The following is an 18,807-nucleotide window of genomic DNA, read 5'->3' on the forward strand; positions in this document are numbered from 1 at the left end:
CCGTGACAGAACCCGACCGACCCGAGCCCGTGCGGGACACGCTCGCCGAACTCGCGCGCGCCAAGGGCGTGGACACCCGGTACCGCGCCGCGGACGGCACGGACAGGCAGGTGTCCCCGGCCACGCTCACCCGGGTGCTGGCCGCTCTGGGCGTCGACGCCTCGACTCCCGAGGGCATCCGGCGGGCACTGGAGCGGCACCGGCGGGATGAGGCGTCACGGCTGCTGCCCGTCTGCGTGACAGCCCGCCCCGGCCGTCCGGTGCGGCTGGCGGTCGGGGCGGACACCCGCGTGGTCATCGACCTGGAGAACGGCGGCAGTCGTGAGGTCCCGGCCAGCGAGCCGGGAGAGCCGGAGAAGTCGGGAGAGCCGGGCGCCAGGATGCTGCCGGCCGACCTCCCCCTCGGCTACCACACCCTTCGGGCGCTTTCGGCCGACGGCTGGGCGAGCGCGCCGCTGATCGTGGCCCCGGACCGCATCCCGACGCCGCGGCGACGCGGGTGGGGCTTCGCCGCGCACGTGTACTCGGTCGTCTCCGACCACTCGTGGGGGATGGGAGACCTGGGGGATCTCAAGAGCCTCGCCCACTGGTCGGGGAGTGCGCTCGGAGCGGACTTCGTCCTGGTCAACCCGCTGCACGCGATGCTCCCGGCCGCGCACGCCGACCACTCCCCCTACTGGCCGTCCAGCAGGTACTTCGCGGACCCGGTGCACCTGAGGATCGACGCGGTGCCGGAGTACGCGGCCCTCACGGGCGCGGACCGGGAGACGGCCGGGGAACTGGCCGCACGCGCCGAGCGGTTGCGTGAACGCGTGCTGTCCGGGGAGGAGCTGATCGACCGCGACGCCGTATGGCGGCTCAAGCGCGCGGCCCTCCAGCTCCTCCACCGGGTGCCGCCGGACGCCGGACGCCTGCGGTCCTACCGGGAGTACGTCGCACGGGAGGGCCGGGAGCTGACGGACTTCGCGACCGCGCGGGCACTGGCCGAGACGCACGGACCGGACTGGCGCACCTGGCCCGGTCCACTGCGCCACCCCGCCTCGCCCGCCGTCGCCGCCGAGCGGGAACGGCTGGCCGGGAGCGTGGAGTTCCACCGCTGGCTCGCCTGGCTCGTGGACGGTCAGCTGGCGGACGTCCACGCGACGGCCGGGCGGGCCGGGATGTCGCTCGGGGTCGTGCACGACCTGGCCGTAGGGGTGCACCCGGGCGGCGCGGAAGCCTGGGCCCTGCGGGACTGCCTCGCCACGGGCGTCTCCGCGGGAGCTCCACCGGACGCTTTCAGTGCCCAGGGCCAGAACTGGCGACTGCCCCCCTGGCGGCCGGACGTCCTGGCCCGGACCGGCTACGCGGCGTACGCGGGGCTGCTCCGCCGGGCCTTCCGCCACGCGGGCGCGGTACGCCTCGACCATGTCATGGGGCTCTTCCGGCTCTGGTGGATCCCCGAGGGGGCGGGCATCGGGGAAGGGACGTACGTCCGGTACGACCCCGAGGCGATGCTGGGAGTGCTGGCCCTGGAGGCCCTCCGGGCGGGTGTGCACGTGATCGGCGAGGACCTCGGCACTGTCGAGCCCGGCGTGCGTGACACACTCGCCGCACGAGGCGTGCTGGGCACCTCGGTCCTCTGGCTGGCGCGGGAGACCACGGACTCGGGCGAGGAGGACCCGCACGGCGCGATCGAGCCCGCACACCGCTGGCGGAGGCAGTGCCTGGCCACCGTCACCACGCACGATCTGCCCAGCTCGGCCTCCTGGCTCAGCGGCGAGCACGTGGAGCTGCGGCACCGGCACGGCCTGCTGTCCGGACCCCTCTCCGAGGAACACGAGGCCGCCGAGCGGCTGCGCCGGACCTGGCTGGACGAGGTCGCCCGGGCCGGCTGCGCCACCGAGAGCACGGACGGCGACCCGTCCGCCCGGCTGGTCTCCCTGCACCGCTATCTGGCGCGCACCCCCTCCGTACTGCTCGCGGCCTGGCTGCCGGACGTCGTCGGGGACCTGCGCAGTCCCAACCTCCCCGGTACGTCGGGCTCGTACCCGAACTGGCGACTGCCGGTCTCGGACGGGCAGGGCCGGCCCGTCACCCTCGCCCGGCTGAGCACCGCGCCCCTGGCCCGTGAGCTGGCCGCCGCCCTCGCACCCGCAGCCGTGACCGGTGGGCCCCGGTGAAGGCACTCGTGCTGGCGGGCGGCACCGGCAGCCGGCTGCGTCCCCTCACCCACACCATGGCCAAGCAGCTGATCCCGCTGGGGAACAAGCCGGTGATCCGCTACGGCATCGAGGCGATCGTCGCGGCGGGGATCAGCGAGATCGGTGTGGTGGTCGGCGGCGCGGCCCACGAGCTGAGGGACGTCATCGGCGACGGATCACGGTTCGGCGCCCGGATCACCTACCTCGTCCAGGAGGAGGCGCTGGGGCTGGCCCACGCGGTGCGGGTGGCGCGCGACTGGCTCGGTGACGAGGACTTCCTGATGTACCTCGGGGACAACTACCTGCCGAGCGGCATCGCGGACCTCGTGGCCCAGTACCGCGCGGAGCGGCGGGCCCTCGTCGACGCGTGGATCCTGCTGGCCAAGGTCGAGGACCCCACGCGGTTCGGCATCGCCGAGCTGGCGGCGGACGGGACGGTGGCGCGGATGGAGGAGAAGCCCGCGGCACCCGTCAGCGACCTGGCGGTGGTGGGTGTCTACCTGTTCACCCCCGCCGTGCACGAGGCCGTGGCGGCCGTCGGACCGTCGGCACGCGGGGAACTGGAGATCACCGATGCCGTGCAGTGGCTGATCGACTCGGGGCGGACGGTGCGCGGGTCCTCGGTCACCGGCTACTGGAAGGACACCGGCACGGTCGACGACCTGCTGGAAGCCAACAACGCCGTACTCGAGGACGTCGAGCGGTCGGTGCGCGGTGAGGTGGGCGAGGGCAGCGAGGTCATAGGGCGGGTGCGTATCGAGGCGGGCGCGTCGATCGTCCGTTCACGCGTCGTGGGCCCCGCCGTCATCGGCGCCGACGTGCTCGTGCGCGACTCGGTCGTCGGCCCCTTCACCTCGGTGGCCGACGGCTGCCGGATCACCGGGAGCGCCGTGCGCTCCTCGCTCCTCCTGGAGGGCGTACGGCTGGACGGCGCCGGCCCGGTCGAGGGCTCGCTGCTCGGGCGGCACGCCCGCGTGGCGGGCCCCGGGCCGGGGACCGTGGCGCAGCGACTGGTGCTGGGCGAGCACAGCAGCGTCCTGCTCGCGGGCGACCGTACCCGTTCCCCGCAGGACCCACCCCAGGAAGGCTTCAAGGGCACATCATGAGAATCCTTGTGACGGGAGGGGCCGGCTTCATCGGCTCGCACTTCGTCCGCTCCCTGCTGGCTCCCGGTGAGGACACGGCCGCACCGCCCGCCCTGGTGACGGTTCTGGACGCCCTGACCTATGCCGGGGACCGCGCCAACCTCACTCCGGTGGCGCACGATCCGCGCCTCGCCTTCGTCCAGGGGGACATCCTGGACGAAGGCCTCGTCGACCGGCTCGTGGCCGGCCACGACGCCGTCGTGCACTTCGCCGCCGAGTCCCACGTCGACCGCTCGATCGCCGCCGGGCGGGCCTTCGTCGCCACCAACGTGCTCGGCCCGCAGACCCTGCTGGAGGCGGCGGTGCGGCACGGGCCGCGCACCTTCGTGCAGGTGTCGACCGACGAGGTGTACGGGACGATCCCCGCCGGCTCCTGGACGGAGGAGCAGCCGCTCGCGCCCAGCTCCCCCTACGCGGCGTCGAAGGCGGGCGCGGACCTCATGGCGTTGGCCTACCACCGGACGCACGGCCTGGACGTACGGATCACCCGCTGCTCCAACAACTACGGGCCCCGTCAGTTCCCGGAGAAGGTGATTCCCCGGTTCATCACCCGTCTCCTGGACGGCCGGAAGGTCCCGCTCTACGGGGACGGCCGCCATGTGCGGGACTGGCTGCACGTGGAGGACCACTGCCGTGCCGTCCGCCTGGTCCTGGATCGCGGCAGGCCCGGCGAGATCTACAACGTCGGCGGGGGCCTCGAACTCTCCAACAGGGGACTCACGCGGCGGCTTCTGGAGCTGTGCGGCGCCGACTGGGACAGCGTCGAACAGGTGGCCGACCGCAAGGGGCACGACGCCCGGTACAGCGTCGACTGGACCAAGATCCGGACCGAGCTGGGCTACTCGCCGCGGCGCTCCTTCACGGAGGGCCTGGCCGAGACGGTCGCCTGGTACCGCGAGAACCGCTCCTGGTGGGAGCGTCCGAGCCCGCCCGAACCCCACCTGTCCCTGTCTGCTCCGGAGAGGAACTGATGAGCCGCGTGCCCCCGCTTGTCGATTCGAGTTGTTTCCACGCGGCAGTGGCCGCCCTGCTGCGCTCGGCGGACCCGCAGGCCGACCCCGCCCGGATCCTGGGCAACGGTGCCTCGACCGGGGCCGTCCGGGACGGTGCGGGCCGCCCGGTCTTCGGCGAACCGTTCGAGCAGTTCTCGGTCATGGCCGCGCGGCGCGGCCACCGGCTGGTCGATCACCGTGTGCGCGGCACCGCGCAATGGCAGGAGGCCCTGCGCGCGGTGTCCGAGGGCCGCACCGTCGCGGTCGCGACCGACGCCTTCCACCTCAGGCACTTCTGGCCGGGACACGGTCGCAGCCACGCCCTGCACGCGATCGTCATCAGCGAGCTGGACCCGGTGGCGGGCACCGTGCACGTCCTGGATCCGGGGGAGGCGGTCTACCTGGACGGCCGGCTGCCGGTGGCGGACATCGAGGCGGCGATGTGCCGGGAGGACGCGGGACAGTCCTGGATGGAGGTGCGGTACGACGCGCCGGAGCCGCGGCCGGCGCCGACCCCGGACCAGCTCGCGAACGAACTGGCCATTGCCGCACAGGAATTGACGCACGGGTACGACGGGTACCTCGGGGGCGCCGAGTTGGTCGACGGCCTGCGGAACGGGCTGGACGACTATGTGGAGCTGGTGGCCGGGCGCCCCAGGGGCGCCGAGGGCAACGAGCTGAGCTGGGGGGTCGGACAGGGACTCGTCCTCGGCCTGTGGTGGTACCACCATGTGCTCCGCTGGTTCTCCCGCTACCTCGGGCTGCTGGCGGATGACGCGGCGATGCCGCTGGGACCCGAGCCGGCCGCGGGAGCGGACCGGGCCTGCCGGGACGTCCTCGTGGTGCGCAACCTCCTGATGCGCCTCGGCGTGATGCCCCCGACGACCGAGCGGGCCCGCGCGTTCCGGGATCAGATCGGCGTCCGGCTCGACAGCGCCCACGCGGATCTCCACGCCGTCGCGGCACGGCTGACGTCGGCCGCGGGAGCCGCCGTATGAGCGGCCTGACCGTGCCCGACGGCGCCCTGGCCGTCGACCTCGCGGCGCACCGCAACAACGTCGGCTGCTCGACCGCGAGCGAGGCCGCCGGCGAGGGGTTCGACGGCTTCGGCCGCTTCCTCCCCCTGGAGATGCTGCACGGCCTGGCCCCGGCGCTCGGACTGCCACCGGCCCGTGGCACCGGTGTCGCGGACAACGTGGCCTGCGAGGGACAGACGGTCCGGCTGCCGCGCGGCGGCGGCGCCGTGGCGGCGGTGCACGCCGTGGGCGCCGGATCCGGCGGCTCCGTCCGCGAGGTGTTCCGGCTGCGCCAGGACCGCTCCGGCGGCGCGCGGGGGACGGATCTCGTCATCGGGTTCAGCGACATCCTGGCCCGCCACCCGGCTCCCGGCGAACGCTGCTGTGCCGAAGGGGAGTTCTTCCTCGACTCCGGCGGCGAGGCGGTGCCCGGTGCGGTGCCCCGGCTGTGGCAGGTGACCGTCGACTGCGCGGGGCGGTCCCCTTCCGCCCGGCTGGAACTGCCGTACAACCCGGACCTCCACCTCTTCGGACTGTGGGTGTCCTACGCCGAACAGCGGGAGGTCGCGCCATGAGATGCCTCTACCTCTGTCAGGAGCTGGCACCGTACTTCGCGGAGGGCGGTCTCGGTCAGGCCGCGCGGGCGCTGCCGGAGCTGCTGCAGCGCGATCACGGGCTGGTCCACGACCTGCTGATTCCCTACTATCCACGGCTCGTCGACGAGCAGGACCTGCGCACCGAGACGGTCGCGCGACTGCCCGCCCTGACGGTCGGCGGCGTCGAAGCGGCGGCGACGGTGGAGCGGCTGCTCGGTCACGGCGGTTCCTGCGAGGTCTTCCTGCTGCGCTCCGACCGCTGGTACGACCGGGAAGGCATCTACCGCGACAGCCGGTACGTGGAGTTCCCGGACGCCGTCGCACGGGCCGCCTTCTACGGAAGCGCGGCTGCACGGTGGGTACGCGACTGCGGGCGGTCCTACGACCTGGTCCACGGCAACGACTGGCAGTCCGGGCCCGCCCTGGCGCACCTGCGCCACGCACGGGGGAGCGGTACACGGCCCGTGCTGCTGATGAACGTGCACAACGGGGAATACCGCGGCGACGTCCCCCCGCCGCTGGTGGCGCGGCTCGGCCTGCCGGACGGGTTCGCCGCGCGGCTCCTGGCCGAGGCGCGGGGGCGGCCGAGCCTGCTGCTGACCGGCCTGCTGGCGGCGGACGCGGCCACGACGGGAAGCCCCGGGTACGCCGGCGAACTGGCCGAGGCGTTCGCGGGCACACCGCTCGGTGCCGCTCTCGGGCCGCTGCGCATGGAAGGCATCGTGGCCGGGGTGGACCGCAAGGTCTGGAACCCTGCTTCCCCCGGCCCGTACGCCGTCCCCTTCGACGGCTCCGGGGCGACCGACGGCAAGCGGGCCAACAAACGGCTGCTGCAACGCCGTACGGGCCTCGGCGTCGACCCGGGCATCCCTGTCTTCGCGGTCTGCGCCCGGCTCGTCCCGGACAAGGGCATCGATCTCGTCCTCGCCGCCCTCGGCCCGCTGCTGACCGGCGGGCGGGCGCAGCTGGTGGTTGTCGGCTCCGGGGACGCCGAGTACGTGGAGGAACTCGCGGACCTCGAAGCCCGCGCTCCGGGGGCCGTCCACCACACCCCGCGTTTCGACCAGGGGCTTGCCTCCCTGGTCTACGCGGGCGCCGACTTCACGCTCATGCCGTCGCGCGTGGAGCCGTGTGGCCTCAACCAGCTGATCGCCATGGCCTACGGCACGATCCCGCTGGTCAGCGCGGTCGGTGGGCTGCGTGACACCGTGCTCGACCTGCGTGCGGACCCGGCGGAGGGCACCGGATTCCGGTTCGCGGCACTCACCGAGGAGGCGGTCGGGCACACCGTGGACCACGCGATGAGGTGGCTGGCCGGGCACCCCGGCGAGGTGGAGCGGACCCGGCGGCGGGCGATGTCCCACGACTGGTCCTGGGAGCGCACGGCCCGGCAGACCGCGCTGCTCTACGAACGGGTGACGGCGCGTGGCTGACCGACCGCCCCGCCTCCCGCCCGACCCCACCCGGCACCCTTCTCCTCGCGGACGGACGACGAACATGGACAGCACTCCTCAGCGCACGGCCCACATGTACGGATACCTGGCGGGCATACGGCGGGCGGTCGACGAGCTCTCCCTCACGGAACTCACGGGCGTGGCCGAGTTGTTCGAGGAGGTGTACCTCGCCGGCCGGACCGTCTTCACCTGCGGGAACGGCGGGAGCGCCGCCACGGCGTCGCACCTCGCGGTCGATCTGTCGAAGAACACCCGGCGGCCCGGTGCGGCGCCGATGCGGGTGCACTCGCTCGTCGACCACGTGCCGGCGATCACCGCCTGGGCCAACGACGTCGGATACGAGGCGGTCTTCAGCGGTCAGCTCGAGGGGCTGGCGCAGGAGGGCGACGTCCTGGTGGGCATCAGCACCAGCGGCAACTCCCCCAACGTGCTGGAGGCACTGCGGCTCGCGCGTGAACTCGGCGTCCGGACCGTGGGACTGCTCGGCCCCGCCGCCGACAAGGCCGCCGCGCTCAGCGAGCGCTGGGTGAAGGCCCGCGCGGGCTCCATCGAGGAGCAGGAGGACATCCACATGATGATCGCGCACATCCTGACCCGCCACATGCGCGACTTCGTCATGGCGCGCACGACCGAACCCGCCCTCGCCGCAGGGAGAGTCCGTTGACCCGCTCGCACCGCACCAGCGCGACGCTGACGGACGGACGGCGCGTCCACTACTACGACGAGCACCCGGGGCGTCCGCTGCCGGACGCGCACCACGAGCCCGTGCCGGGCGAGGCCGCCGCCCCGTCACTGCGCCGCGATCCGACGACAGGGGAGTGGATCCTGATGGCCCCGCACCGCCGCGGCCGGTCCGCCGCCGGTCCGCACTGCCCGCTGTGCGCCGACGCGCCCCACGAGGTCGCGGAGGTGCCGGGCGGCGCGTACGACGTGGCGGTGTTCGACAACCGTTTCCCCGCGCTCGGCGCCCCGGGCACCTCCGGGGCGGCGGCCGGCACCGGTCTGCTCGCCACCGCCCCGGCACCGGGGCGCTGCGAGGTCATCTCGTACAGCGGTGACCACGGCACCCCCCTGGCCCGGCTGCCGCTGTCCCGCGTCCGCACGGTGGTCGACGCCTGGGCGGACCGCACCGAGGAGCTCAACCGGCTCGACGGCGTGGAACAGGTCGTGTGCTTCGAGAACCGGGGCGCGGAGGTCGGGGCCAGCCTGGACCATCCGCACGGGCAGATCTACGCCTACCCCTGGATTCCCGACCGGTTCCGGCGCATGCAGGAGACGGCGCGGCAGGAGCACACCCGAGGGGCGGCCTGTCTGTTCTGCGATGTCCTGGCGGCCGAGGAACAGGCGGCCAGCCGCGTCGTGGCCCGCTCGGACCACTGGACGGCTTTCGTGCCCTTCGCCGCCCGGTGGCCGTTCGAGGTGCACCTCTACGCACGCCGGCACGTCCCGGATCTCGCCGCTCTCCGGGACGAGGAACGCGACGACCTCGCCGCCGTCTACCGATCGGTGCTCCGGCGCTTCGAGACGGTGGCCGACCGGCCCTTGCCGTACATGGCGGTGTGGGTCCAGGCACCCGCCCGCGGCGACCGCGCGCTCGCCCACCTGCGGGCCGAGGTGTTCACCGACCGCTGGAACTCCGGTGCGGTCAAGCGCATGGCCGCGGGAGAGCTGGGAGCCGGTGCCTTCGTGAGCGAGACGGATCCCGAGCGAGCCGCCGAGGAGCTCAGGCGGGCACCGGTGACGGCATGAGCGCGGACACGGGCATGTGGGTGAGCAGCGCCCCCCTGCGCATCTCGCTCGCCGGCGGAGGCACCGACCTGCCCGGGTACGTCCGGCGTTTCGGCGGGACGGTGCTCGGGGCCGGTACGGATCTGCGGGTCACGGTCGTGGGCCGGCGCGTGCCCCACAGGCCGGCGGGGATCCGGGTGTGCCTGGACTCCTGCGGCCACGCGGAGTCGGCCGGGGAACTGGCCAACCCGTTCGCGCGCGAGGCGATGCTCCGCCACTGGGACGGCACTCCCCTGGATCTCTTCTCCATGGGCGACGTACCGGGAGCGACCGGCATGGGCAGCTCGGCCGCGTTCTGCGTCTCGCTCGTCGCCGGACTGTCCAAGGAGCCGCTGGAGGCGAGCGCGCTCGCGCGGGCGGCCAGCGACATCGAGATCGAGGGGCTCGGACGTCCCGTGGGCAGACAGGACCACTATCTGTCGGCCCTGGGCGGATTCCGCCTGCTGCACTTCCACCGGGACGGCACCGTGGACGTGGAAGACGTCCCCGTGCCGGCCGAGTCGGCGCGTCGGCTCGGCGAAGAGCTGCTCCTCTTCCACACCGGGACCAGCCGCGACGCCGGCGCCGTCCTGCGCGACCAGGCCGGCGGCACCGAGAGGGGCGACAAGGGCACCACGCACCGGTTGCACGAGATCAAGGAACTCACCGCTCCCCTTCGAGACGCCCTCGTACACGGCCGCTTCACCGAGGTGGGACGTCTCCTCGGACGCCACTGGGAACTCAAACGCGGCCTCGGCGCCCGTGTCTCCCTCCCGCGTGTGGACCGCGCCTACGAGGACGCCCTCGTCGCCGGTGCCACCGGGGGCAAGCTGCTCGGGGCGGGCGGGGGTGGATTCCTGCTGCTGCACGTTCCCCTCGCCGGCCGGCCTGACGTGCGCGAAGCCCTGACCGCGCACGGGATGCGGGAGCAGCCCTTCGCCTTCGACGCGCGCGGAGCCGTCCTGCACACCCTCTGACCCCTGCTCCGGCAGATCCCTCGCCCTCCCCGGGCCGTTCCCGGCCCGCAGAACACTGGAGATACCTCCGTTGTCCCTCTTGTCCTCATACCGCAGACTGTTCTCCCACGAAGGGAGTTCCGGCTTCACCGCGGCCGGCTTCCTGGCCCGTCTGCCGCTGTCCATGTACGGGATCAGCACCGTGGTGATGGTCGCGAGCGCGCGTGACTCGTACGCCCTCGCGGGACTGGTGTCCGCGACGAGTCTCATCGCCTCGGTGCTGGTCGTGCCGCGGATCAGCCGTCTGATCGACCGTCATGGGCAGAGCCGGGTGGCCGTTCCGGCCACCGTGTTCTCCGTGCTCTTCTCGGCGCTGCAGGTGGTCTGTCTGCGCTACGACGCCCCGGACTGGACACTCTTCGCCACGGCCGTCCTGTCGGCGACCGCGCCCAACGTGGGCGGGATGGTCCGGGCACGCTGGGCACACCTCCTCAAGGACGAGTCCGACGCCATGCACACGGCGAACGCGCTGGAACAAGTCCTCGACGAGGTGTGCTTCATCGTCGGCCCCATCCTGTCCGTCGCCCTGTGCACGACGCTCTTCCCGGAGGCGGGAGTGCTGGGGGCGGCCGCGCTGACCCTGGGGGGCACCCTGCTGCTCACCGTTCAGCGCGGGACGGAGCCGCCGGTCCACGAACCGGACCCCGCTCAGGCGTCCTCGCCCCTGCGCAACCGCGGGCTGCAGATCATGATCCTGACGTTCCTCCTCACCGGAGCCGTCTTCGGTTCCCTCGAACTCGCCACGGTCGCGTACACCGAATCCATCGGCCACGCCTCGTCGTCCGGGTGGGTGCTGGCCCTGCTGGCCCTCGGCTCGGCCGTCGCGGGCCTCGCCTTCGGCGCGCTCACCCTCAAGGCCGGCCAGACCACGCAGTTCCTGACGGGAGTGGCCGCGATGGCGGTCCTGATGCTGCCGCTCCTGCTCGCCGCCGGACTGCCGTCGCTGGCCGTGCTGATGTTCGTCGCCGGCATGGCGACGGCACCCACGATGATCACGGGAATGGGTCTGGTCCAGAACCTGGTGCCGGCCGCGCAGATCAACGAGGGCATGGCGCTGGCCGTGACGGGGCTGCTGGGCGGAAACGCCCTGGGATCAGCCCTGGCAGGACGGGTCGTGGAGTGGGCCGGCCCCGAGGCCGGCTACCGGATACCGTGCACGGCCGCCGTCCTGGCCCTGCTGGCCGCCCTGGCCGGGCTGCGGACGCTCACGCGCGGGGTGAAGGCGAGCGCGGGCGGCGCGGCCGGCGCCGAGGTGATCCAGGTCGTGGAGCAGCGGTGAGGACCGGACGCCGGCCGTGAGGGGCGCGTGCCGCCCCCCGGCCGGGGTCCAGGGCACCGGGCCGCTCTCCGGCCACGGCCGGTGGCCGGCCCGGCCCTCGGCGGCAGGCTCCAGGGCCCGCCCCGGCGGACCGGACCGGCTCCTCAGGTGCGGACCGATCCGCTCCGGGGCGCGCGCAGCAGATCGGTCACGGCCCTGTCCAGCACGGACCTGTAGTAGTCCGCGGAGAACGTCCACATCCCGCTGCGAGGCGACAGGGACCGCAGTTTCTCGATCGAGACCGAGTGCCTGCTGGATTCCTCGATGTAGTCGCGCACCGGATCCGTCGCGGTCAGTGCGGCGACATGGTCGATGATCGCCTCGACCTCCGTGGACCGGCCGGAGGCCACGTTGACCGTTTCCCGCTCGATCCCGGAGCCCAGCAGCATGTCCGTCATCGCCACGAAGTCCTCGACGTCGAGCAGGTCGCGGCTGGACCGGCGCAGGACGCGCACCCGGCCGTCGAGTGCCTGGGCCACCAGTGCCGGGACCAGCTGATAGGGCTGCTGCCGCGGGCCGACGAGATGGGTGAGACGCAGGATCAGCCAGGAACAGCCGGACTCCTTCACCAACTGCTCCATGGCGAGCTTGTGCCGGCCGTACGCGGTCCGGGGGGCGTGCCGGCAGTCCTCGGTGCCCGAGCAGCGCGGGGCGCCGTACAGAGCGGCGGAAGCGGTGGAGAAGTAGACGAGCTTCTCTCCCCGGGACGCGCAGCGACGCGCCTGGTCGGCCACCAGAGCGGCCTCTCGGGCCAGATCGTGGTGCGCGTACTCGGGGCGTATCCGGGACACTCCGGCCGCCAGCACGGCGACCCCGGGGTGGTGGTGGGCGATCGGCCCCAGGGCGGTGGCGGTGAAGCCCTTTCCCACGATCCGCATGCAACCGTTCCTCCGCTGAATCGGCCGCCCCGCTGCCCGGCCGTGCCACATGCGCTCGAAGCTAGGCGGGCGGGGATCATGCCGGAGGCGGCATCGGCGCGGACAAGGCGCCGGACGTGTTGTCATACCCGACTGGCCCGGTTGCGGTGGCCGCGGAGCCCGGATTACTTCTTGGGTAGTACGTGGTCCCGGCTCCGACCCGAAGACGCCGACCGTAAGGGGGGAGTGCCCCATGGACCCTGTCCGCCCGGCTGTCTTCCTCGACCGCGACGGAACGCTCACCGAACCACGGCACTACCCGAGCCGGCCGTCGGATCTCGTCCTGCAGCCCGGCATCAGTCCATGGCTGCGGACCCTGCGGGAGGAGCACGGCGCGGCTCTGGTGGTCGTCACCAACCAGTCCGGGCTCGCCCGTGGCCTGTTCGGTGCGCCGGACCTGGCGGCGATGCACCGTCATCTGCGGGCGGAACTCGCCGCCTTCGAGGTGGAGCTGGACGCGATCTACGTCTGCCCGCACCACGCCGACGGCGTGGTGCCGGGGCTCGCGCGCAGCTGTGCCTGTCGCAAACCCGAGCCCGGGATGCTGCTGCGTGCCGCGGCGGAGCTGCGCCTGGACCTTTCGCGGTCATGGATGGTCGGCGACTTCGCCAGTGACGTCGAGGCGGGCAGCCGCGCCGGGTGCCGGACCGCCTGGGTCGGACCCGGAGCGGCCGCCACGGCGTCGGCCGGCGGGCCGCCGGTGCCGACACTGCGCACGGCGACCACGGCGGAAGCCCTGCGGGCGGTCTGCCGCGACCTCGCGGCCTGAGCACCCTTGCCGATGGGTCGGATGGGTCGGATGGGTCGGATGGATCAGATGGATCGGACGAGAAAGCGAGAAAGGACAGCATGACGTTCACCCGGAGGCTCAAGAGGGCGTTGACGGGCGACCCCGAAGCGCGCTGTGTGTACCTCAACAACTTCGAGGTCGAACGGGTGTGGGCACAGGGCGAGCCCGGGCTCCCGGGGTCGGGGTTCAGCTTCTCCGGCGCGACCGTCAACCGGATGGAGGAAGTCGGGGTCCTGCACGCCGACGTGGACGACGTGGTCGTGCTCAAGGCGCCCGTGGACGAGGACTACCTGGCCTACCTGCGCTCGCTCGACGCGGCGCGGGGAGAGCGGCTGGTCGTCGAGGACAACGTGCCCGACCGGTCCGTCACACAGGACGTCCTGGCGTCCCCGCGACTGCTGGAACGGCTTAGGGGCCTCGCTGACGGTCGTACCTACCTGGCACCGCTCGGCATCTCGTCCGACGAGGAGCGGCTCTCCGAGGTGACCGGACTCCCCCTGGCCGGGCCGTCGGCAGCGGTGTGCAGACACGTCAACGGCAAGATCTTCAGCCGCGAGCTGGTGGACGACACCGGGCTGACCAGGGTGCCGGGCTCGGTGTGCCGCACGTACGGGGAACTGGAGCAGGCGATCGCCGCCCATCTCGGCGAAGGGTCGCGGGTGGTGGTCAAGGAGTCTCTCGGGGTGTCGGGCCGGGGCATGGTCGTCCTGGACAGCCGTCGGCGCGCGGACCAGCTGCTGCGGATGCTGGCCCGCCGGGGAGAGCAGGCGCCGGTGTCGCTGGTCGTCGAGGAGTGGATCGACAAGCGGTCGGATCTCAACTACCAGTTCCTCGTGGACCGCGACGGCGCGACCTGGTTCGAGACGGTCAAGACGGCGCTGACGAAGGACGGCGTCCACCGCGGCCACCGCTTCCCGCCCAAGCTGCGGCCGGACCAGGTGGAAGAACTCCGCTCGGCCGCCACGGTCATCGGTAAGCGGCTCGCCGACGAGGGCTATCACGGTCTGGTCGGAGCGGACGCCATGCTCGGCACCGACGGCACGCTCTACCCGTGCCTGGAGATCAACGCCCGCTTCAACATGGCGACGTATCAGAACCGCGTCGCCGAGGCGCTCATCGGCCCCGCGCAGCACGCCCTCGCCGCCGTCATCCAGCTGCGCCCGACCCGCCGTCACTCGTTCAGCGAGGTAAGCCGGTCGCTCGGCGCACTGCTCTACCGGAGCCCCGGAGGAACCGGCGTCCTGGTCAACAACCACGCGACGCTGAACGCGGCCGTCACCCCGGGGAAGAAGTCCGCCGGGCGGCTCTATGTCATCTGTGTCGCGGACACCCCCGCCGGCACCGAGGAGCTGCGGGCCTCCGCCGAGCAGGCCCTGCACAGAATGGTGGATCAGTGATGAACGCCGAGAACGTCGACTGGTCCGGCATCGCCGACCGCTACGGGACCCCCGCCTATGTCTACGACGGTGACGGCCTGGTCGAGAACCTCCGGGAGCTGCGGGCCGTGCTGGATCCGGCACTGGACGTCTTCTTCTCCCTGAAGGCGAACCCCAACCGGAGCGTGTACGAGCTGCTGCACACGGCCGGTGCCGGTGCCGAGGTGTCCTCGCTGGCCGAGCTGCGGACCGCGCTGGCCGCCGGCACCTCGCCCCGGGACATCCTGTTCCTCGGCCCCGGCAAGAGCGTCGAGGAGATCGCCGCGGCCGTCGACGCCGGTATCTACGCCATCGTGTGCGAGTCCTTCGGCGAACTGGACCTCATCGAGCGGTGCGCGCGTGAGCGCGGAGTGCGCCGGCGGGTCCTCCTGCGGGTCAATCCCGCTCACGCGGTGACCGGTTCGCGGCTCACCATGGGAGGCCGGCCCCGCCAGTTCGGCATCGACGAGGCGGCCGTGCTGGCCGCGCACGACATCGGCTCCCGCCACCAGCACGTCCATATCGCCGGGATCCAGGTCTACATGGGGACCCGCATCCTGGACGAGGACGTCATCGTGCGGAACACCGGCTACGTCCTCGATCTGGCCGACCGGGTGGCCGCGGCCACCGGCATTCCGCTGGAGGCCGTCGACATCGGCGGGGGCCTGGGCGTGGCCTATTTCGAGGGCGAGCGCGACCTCGACGTGACGGTGCTGGCGAAGAAGCTCAACCCCCTGCTCCAGGGGTTCAGGTCGGCGCACCCCGACACCAGGCTGATCATGGAGTCGGGCCGGTATCTGACGGCTCGCTTCGGCACCTACCTCATGCGTGTGCGCTATACCAAGGAGTCCCTGGGGGAGCGGTTCGCCGTGACGGACGGCGGCACCCACCACCACATGGCCGCGGTCGGCATCGGCTCGTTCGTGAAACGGAACTTCCCCATCGAGCTACTGGCCGGCGAGAGCGACTCGGGCACGCCCGGTCCCTGGCACGTCACCGGCCCGCTGTGCACCCCGAACGACACCGTCGCCAAGAACGCCCAGCTGCCCCCGCTGCACCCCGGGGACCTGCTCGGAGTGCACCGGTCGGGAGCGTACGGACCCACCGCCTCCCCCGTCCTCTTCCTCAGCCACGGCTACCCGGCCGAGGTCGTGCTCCTCGGCGGACGGTCCTTCCTGGCGCGCACCCGGGACACGGTCGACGACGTGCTCGCCCGCCAGCCCGAGCACCACCTCGGGGCGTACGTCCGCGGGCGCAGCGGGTGAGCGGCCGGTCCCCGTGGTCACTATGCTTCTTTCATGCCCGAGGGAGACGAGGCCCTGCCGTGGAAGGCAAGGCACGCAACCGGTAAGGACCTTGGAAGATGCTGAGAGAGGTCACCGCAACCCGCTATATCGAGCCCCTGCGGTCCGGCGGCTCGGTCCCCGGGGTGCTGGAGGCCGACGACCTCGGCACGTACGTCGTGAAGTTCACCGGCTCGGCACAGGGGCACAAGGCGCTGGTCGCCGAGATCATCGTCGGGGAACTCGCCCGGGCGCTCGGGCTGCGCTTCCCGGAGCTGGTCCTCGTCCGCTTCGACCCCGCCGTCGCCGCCGCCGAGGAGCACCAGGAGGTGCGCGAACTGCACCACGCCAGCGCGGGCCTCAACCTCGGCATGGACTGGCTGCCGGGCGCCCGGGACTTCACCCCGGAGATCGCCCGTACCTTTCCGGTGGACCCGCTGGAGGCCGGCCGGATCGTCTGGCTGGACGCGCTGACCGTCAACGTCGACCGTACGGTGCACAGCTCCAACCTGATGGTCTGGCCGACGCTCGGCACCGTGCCCGCCCGCCTGTGGCTCATCGACCACGGCGCCGCCCTCGTCTTCCACCACCGCTGGGACACCACGGCCCCGGGCCGCAGATACGACTTCCGGCACCACGCCCTCGGCCACTACGGCCCCGATGTGCGCGCCGCCGACGCCGAGCTGGCACCCCGTGTGACGGAGGAGCTGCTGCGCGGGATCGTCGCCGAGGTGCCGGACGCCTGGCTCGCCGAGGACGCCGGCTTCGCCACGCCTGACGACGTCCGGGACGCCTATGTCGGCTATCTCCTGGACCGCGTCCGGCTCTCCGCCGAGTGGCTGCCCACCGATTTCCCGAGCCGCGACGAGCTCGCGGCCGAGGAGGCCGCCCGCGCGGCGAAGACGGAGGCGGGCCGCCCGGACTGGCTCAAGCGGGTCCCCGACCTGCACGGCAAACCGGCGGCACAACAGGATTGGTCGGTGCACCTCGGATGACCCACCGCGTAGAGATCGAGTACTGCACCCAGTGCCGCTGGCTGCCCCGCGCGGCCTGGCTGGCGCAGGAGCTGCTCACCACCTTCGAGACCGAGCTGACCGAACTGTCGCTCAAGCCGGGGACCGGCGGTGTCTTCGCCGTCCGCGTCGACGGCGAACTGGTGTGGGACCGCCGTGAGCACGGCTTCCCGGAGCCCACGGCGGTGAAGCGGCTGGTACGCGACCGAGTGGCCCCGGGAAGGTCCCTGGGCCACTCGGAGCGCTCGTCGTGACGGCCGGTCAGCCCTTGAGCTGCTGGTACGCGGGCAGGGTGAGGAAGTCGGCGTAGTCCTCGTCGAGGGACACCCGCAGCAGCAGGTCGTGCGCCTCCTGCCAGTGGCCGGCCGCGAAGGCCTGCTCGCCGATCTCCTTGCGGATGCCGTCGAGTTCCTCGGCGGCGACCTTGCGGGCCAGCTCGGGCGTCGCCTTGTCGCCGTTCTCGAACTCGACGCCCGCGTTGATCCACTGCCAGATCTGCGAACGGGAGATCTCGGCGGTGGCCGCGTCCTCCATCAGGTTGAAGATGGCGACCGCGCCGAGCCCGCGCAGCCATGCCTCGATGTACCGGATACCGACCTGGACGGCGTTGACGAGACCGGCGTACGTCGGCTTCGCCTCCAGCGAGTCGACCGCGATCAGGTCGGCGGCCTCGACGCGGACGTCCTCGCGCAGCCGGTCCTTCTGGTTCGGCCGGTCGCCGAGGACGCGGTCGAAGGACTCCATGGCGATCGGCACCAGGTCGGGGTGGGCGACCCAGGAGCCGTCGAAACCGTCGTTCGCCTCCCGGTCCTTGTCGGCGCGGACCTTCTCGAAGGCGACCTTGTTGACCTCGGCGTCCTTGCGGGACGGGATGAAGGCCGCCATGCCGCCGATCGCGTGCGCGCCGCGCTTGTGGCAGGTGCGCACGAGGAGTTCGGTGTACGCCCGCATGAACGGGGCGGTCATGGTGACCGCGTTGCGGTCCGGGAGGACGAACCGGGCGCCGCCGTCGCGGAAGTTCTTCACGATGGAGAACAGGTAGTCCCAGCGGCCGGCGTTCAGCCCCGAGGCGTGGTCGCGCAGCTCGTAGAGGATCTCCTCCATCTCGTACGCGGCCGTGATGGTCTCGATCAGGACGGTGGCCCGGATCGTGCCCTGCGGGACGCCGACGTAGTCCTGCGCGAAGACGAACACCTCGTTCCACAGGCGGGCTTCGAGGTGCGACTCGGTCTTGGGAAGGTAGAAGTAGGGGCCCTTGCCGAGGTCGAGCAGCCGCCGCGCGTTGTGGAAGAAGTACAGGCCGAAGTCGACGAAGGCGCCCGGCACGGCGTGGCCGTCGGCGTCCACGAGGTGCCGCTCGTCCAGGTGCCAGCCGCGCGGGCGCATGACGACGGTCGCCAGCTCCTCGTTCGGCCGCAGGGCGTACGACTTGCCGGTGCGCTCGTCGGTGAAGTCGATGTTCCGGGTGTAGGCGTCGCTCAGGTTGACCTGGCCGAGGACCACGTTCTCCCAGGTGGGCGCGGAGGCGTCCTCGAAGTCGGCGAGCCAGACCTTCGCGCCCGAGTTGAGCGCGTTGATGGTCATCTTGCGGTCGGTGGGGCCGGTGATCTCGACGCGCCGGTCGTTCAGCGCGGCCGGGGCCGGGGCGACCCGCCAGGAGTCGTCCGCGCGGATCGCGGCGGTCTCCGGCAGGAAGTCGAGCGTGGAGGTGCGGGCGATCTCGGCGCGGCGCTCGGCCCGGCGGGCCAGGAGTTCCTCACGGCGCGGGGTGAACCGCCGGTGCAGCTCCGCCACGAAGGCGAGCGCCGCGTCCGTGAGGACCTCTTCCTGCCGGGGCAGGGGCTCGGCGTCGACGATGGCCAGCGGGGACGGCGCTGGTGCGGACATGAGCTGTCACTTCCT

General features: G+C 72.4%; 17 protein-coding genes. 15 read left to right on the plus strand and 2 right to left on the minus strand.

All coding sequences use genetic code 11. The annotated features are described in order from the left end of the window. Window positions 1-2 precede the first annotated feature (2 nt). The 10 genes from malQ to ACF073_RS06850 all read left to right on the plus strand — a co-directional run bounded on the left by malQ (window position 3) and on the right by ACF073_RS06850 (window position 11,448). Window positions 3-2,162: a 4-alpha-glucanotransferase gene (gene malQ / locus ACF073_RS06805; RefSeq protein ID WP_392067284.1), complete on the plus strand. Its 2,160-nt coding sequence runs from the start codon at window positions 3-5 to the stop codon at window positions 2,160-2,162. Next, the gene (locus ACF073_RS06810) at window positions 2,159-3,289 is read left to right on the plus strand and encodes a glucose-1-phosphate thymidylyltransferase (RefSeq protein WP_392067285.1); all 1,131 of its coding nucleotides are present in this window, start codon (window positions 2,159-2,161) and stop codon (window positions 3,287-3,289) included. Before malQ ends, ACF073_RS06810 begins: the two co-directional genes overlap by 4 nt. Continuing rightward, window positions 3,286-4,299, plus strand: coding sequence for a dTDP-glucose 4,6-dehydratase (gene rfbB, locus ACF073_RS06815; RefSeq protein WP_392067286.1), 1,014 nt, complete (start codon window positions 3,286-3,288; stop codon window positions 4,297-4,299). Before ACF073_RS06810 ends, rfbB begins: the two co-directional genes overlap by 4 nt. Next, complete coding sequence (locus ACF073_RS06820; protein WP_392067287.1) at window positions 4,299-5,318, plus strand: hypothetical protein; 1,020 nt, start codon at window positions 4,299-4,301, stop codon at window positions 5,316-5,318. The genes rfbB and ACF073_RS06820 overlap by 1 nt, the downstream gene beginning before the upstream one ends. After that, window positions 5,315-5,911, plus strand: a complete 597-nt coding sequence (locus tag ACF073_RS06825; RefSeq protein WP_392067288.1) for a hypothetical protein — start codon at window positions 5,315-5,317, stop codon at window positions 5,909-5,911. The genes ACF073_RS06820 and ACF073_RS06825 overlap by 4 nt, the downstream gene beginning before the upstream one ends. Further along, on the plus strand, window positions 5,908-7,365 hold the full coding sequence (locus ACF073_RS06830) for a glycogen synthase (RefSeq protein WP_392067289.1): 1,458 nt from the start codon (window positions 5,908-5,910) through the stop codon (window positions 7,363-7,365). Before ACF073_RS06825 ends, ACF073_RS06830 begins: the two co-directional genes overlap by 4 nt. A 64-nt stretch (window positions 7,366-7,429) precedes the next feature. Further along, the gene (locus ACF073_RS06835) at window positions 7,430-8,050 is read left to right on the plus strand and encodes an SIS domain-containing protein (RefSeq protein ID WP_392067290.1); all 621 of its coding nucleotides are present in this window, start codon (window positions 7,430-7,432) and stop codon (window positions 8,048-8,050) included. Then, complete coding sequence (gene galT / locus ACF073_RS06840; RefSeq protein WP_392067291.1) at window positions 8,047-9,135, plus strand: galactose-1-phosphate uridylyltransferase; 1,089 nt, start codon at window positions 8,047-8,049, stop codon at window positions 9,133-9,135. The genes ACF073_RS06835 and galT overlap by 4 nt, the downstream gene beginning before the upstream one ends. Then, window positions 9,132-10,130 carry a hypothetical protein gene (locus tag ACF073_RS06845; RefSeq protein ID WP_392067292.1) on the plus strand — a complete coding sequence of 333 codons (999 nt, stop codon included), beginning with the start codon at window positions 9,132-9,134 and terminating at the stop codon, window positions 10,128-10,130. The genes galT and ACF073_RS06845 overlap by 4 nt, the downstream gene beginning before the upstream one ends. A 79-nt stretch (window positions 10,131-10,209) precedes the next feature. Continuing rightward, complete coding sequence (locus ACF073_RS06850) at window positions 10,210-11,448, plus strand: MFS transporter (RefSeq protein WP_392067293.1); 1,239 nt, start codon at window positions 10,210-10,212, stop codon at window positions 11,446-11,448. Window positions 11,449-11,591: 143 nt separating this feature from the next. Here the strand turns inward: ACF073_RS06850 and ACF073_RS06855 are convergent, their stop codons facing one another. Beyond that, complete coding sequence (locus ACF073_RS06855; RefSeq protein WP_392067294.1) at window positions 11,592-12,365, minus strand: NAD-dependent epimerase/dehydratase family protein; 774 nt, start codon at window positions 12,363-12,365, stop codon at window positions 11,592-11,594. A 232-nt stretch (window positions 12,366-12,597) separates the two neighbouring features. Here ACF073_RS06855 and ACF073_RS06860 point away from each other — a divergent pair, with 232 nt between their 5' ends. From ACF073_RS06860 to ACF073_RS06880, 5 genes are all read left to right on the plus strand, one after another. After that, window positions 12,598-13,173, plus strand: coding sequence for a D-glycero-alpha-D-manno-heptose-1,7-bisphosphate 7-phosphatase (locus ACF073_RS06860; RefSeq protein WP_392067295.1), 576 nt, complete (start codon window positions 12,598-12,600; stop codon window positions 13,171-13,173). Window positions 13,174-13,253: 80 nt separating this feature from the next. After that, the gene (locus ACF073_RS06865) at window positions 13,254-14,591 is read left to right on the plus strand and encodes an ATP-grasp domain-containing protein (protein ID WP_392067296.1); all 1,338 of its coding nucleotides are present in this window, start codon (window positions 13,254-13,256) and stop codon (window positions 14,589-14,591) included. After that, window positions 14,591-15,874 (plus strand): diaminopimelate decarboxylase, encoded by a 1,284-nt coding sequence (locus ACF073_RS06870; protein WP_392067297.1) that lies wholly within the window; start codon window positions 14,591-14,593, stop codon window positions 15,872-15,874. The genes ACF073_RS06865 and ACF073_RS06870 overlap by 1 nt, the downstream gene beginning before the upstream one ends. Window positions 15,875-15,972: 98 nt before the next feature. After that, window positions 15,973-16,887: a HipA family kinase gene (locus ACF073_RS06875; RefSeq protein ID WP_392067298.1), complete on the plus strand. Its 915-nt coding sequence runs from the start codon at window positions 15,973-15,975 to the stop codon at window positions 16,885-16,887. Continuing rightward, a complete protein-coding gene (locus tag ACF073_RS06880) occupies window positions 16,884-17,159 on the plus strand; it encodes a SelT/SelW/SelH family protein (protein ID WP_392067299.1) in 276 nt (91 codons plus the stop codon). The genes ACF073_RS06875 and ACF073_RS06880 overlap by 4 nt, the downstream gene beginning before the upstream one ends. A 7-nt stretch (window positions 17,160-17,166) precedes the next feature. Here ACF073_RS06880 and aceB read toward each other — a convergent pair whose 3' ends face one another. Then, the gene (gene aceB, locus ACF073_RS06885) at window positions 17,167-18,792 is read right to left on the minus strand and encodes a malate synthase A (protein ID WP_392067300.1); all 1,626 of its coding nucleotides are present in this window, start codon (window positions 18,790-18,792) and stop codon (window positions 17,167-17,169) included. Window positions 18,793-18,807: the final 15 nt, after the last annotated feature.

It is taken from the genome of Streptomyces sp. NPDC015171 (genome assembly GCF_043079545.1).
GTDB lineage: Bacteria > Actinomycetota > Actinomycetes > Streptomycetales > Streptomycetaceae > Streptomyces.